1 protein-coding gene is annotated in these 1,713 nt (G+C 73.3%); it reads left to right on the top strand.

From position 1 onward, the window contains the following. Positions 1-1,713, top strand: a 1,713-nt coding sequence (locus GCN74_RS28130) for an SDR family NAD(P)-dependent oxidoreductase (protein ID WP_152259702.1), incomplete at both ends; no start/stop codon positions are given.

Raw genomic sequence — 1,713 nt, 5'->3', positions numbered from 1 at the left:
AGGGCTGGTCCGGCGCACGGTGCGCGTGGCGCTGGCCGCGGCGCCGGACCAGCCCTGCTGCCGCGCCGACGGCACCTACTGGATCAGCGGTGCTTTCGGCGGCATAGGCCGCCACCTGGCCGACTACCTGGTACAGCACGGCGGCTGCCGCAGCCTCGTCCTCATCAGCCGCAGCGCGCCGACGGAAGAACAGCAAGCCTGGCTCAGGCAGCTGGTCACGCACGGCGTGGCGCTGCAACTGCTGCAGGCGGACCTGGACGATGCGGCGGCAGCCAGCGCCGTCCTGGCCTCCTGCAGCGCGCCCATGCATGGCCTGTTCCACCTGGCCGGCAGCCTGGACGACCGGCCCATCGGCGACATCGACGCCGCGCAGCTGCAGCGGGTGCTCGGCGCCAAGCTGGGCGGCGCATGGCTGCTGCACCGGCACGCTGCGCGGCATGCGGAACTCGAACACTTCGTGCTGTTCTCATCGCTGGCCGCGCTGCTGGAATCGCCCGGCCAGTTCAGCTACGCGACCGCGAATGCGGGACTGCAGCTGCTGGCGGAGCAGCGCCGGCGGCAGGGCTTGCCCGCCACCGTGATCGACTGGGGACCGTGGGACGGCGCCGGCATGATGCGCAGCCTGGCGCAGGGAAAACGGTCGCGCGCGCTGCGCCAGCTGGCGCCGATGGCCCCGGCACAGGGCTGCGCCACGCTCGCCGCGCTGCTGGCAGGCCCCGCACGCCACGGCCACTACGCCGTGTACGCGCTGGCGCCCGCCGCCGCGCCAGGCCAGGCCCTGCCATCCGCGACGGCCAGCCCGAACGACGCGGGCGGCGACCTGCTGGCCCAGCTGATCGCCAGCGAAACGGGCCATGCCGCCAACGCGCTGGACGAGCTGGCGACCCTGGAGCAGCTGGGCCTCGATTCCGTGGGCCTGATCCGCATCCGCAGCGAACTGCAAAGCCAGCTGGGCCGCAGCATTCCCGTGGCGCTGCTGCTGGCGGGCGGCACGCTGGCCGAGCTGCGCCAGCGCCTGGCGGGCCTGCAGCCAGCTGCGCCCGTGCAGGCGGCCGACGCCGCCCCGGCCGCCGTGACGGCCGCGCAGCGCATTCCCCTGTCGCCCGGGCAATTCTCGCTGTGGTACGAACAGCAGCGCCAGGATGCCGGCAACGCCTATCAGTGCGCCATCGGCTGGCGCATCGATGGCACGGGCCTGGACATCGCTGCCCTGCAAGCCCGCTGGGACGCACTGATCGCCGCGCATGAACTGTTGCGCGCGACGGTGGATGGCGACGACCAGGAGACAGGCCCCGCCTATGTCGTGCATGCGCCAGCCACCGTGCAGGCGGCCAGCGCCATCCGGCAGCAAGCGGTGCAGGACGAAGCCGCGGCGCTGGCCCAGATAGCGGACATGCTGGCCGCGGCGCCGTCGCTGCACGACAGCTTTGCCACGCGCGTGACGCTGCTGCGCGCGCACGACGGTACCGGCTACCTGGTCCTGAGCTCCAACCATGTGCTGATGGATGCCAGCGCCATGTTTTACGTGGGCCAGCAGCTGGCGGCCGCCCTGTGCGGCCTGCCGCCGTCCGACAGCCCGGGCGCGGTGGCCCAGTACCGCGACTTTGCCGCCAGCCAGCGCCAGCTCGGCGCGGACGCCGTGGCGCGGGCCGCCGGCCACATCGCGCCGCAGCTGCTGGCGCAGGATGGCAGCCTGCTGCGCCTCGACCTGCA

The sequence above is a fragment of the Janthinobacterium sp. FT14W genome, from assembly GCF_009208755.1.
In the GTDB taxonomy this organism is placed as follows: domain Bacteria; phylum Pseudomonadota; class Gammaproteobacteria; order Burkholderiales; family Burkholderiaceae_D; genus Janthinobacterium; species Janthinobacterium violaceinigrum.
This window is presented reverse-complemented; position numbering and strand designations above follow the sequence as displayed.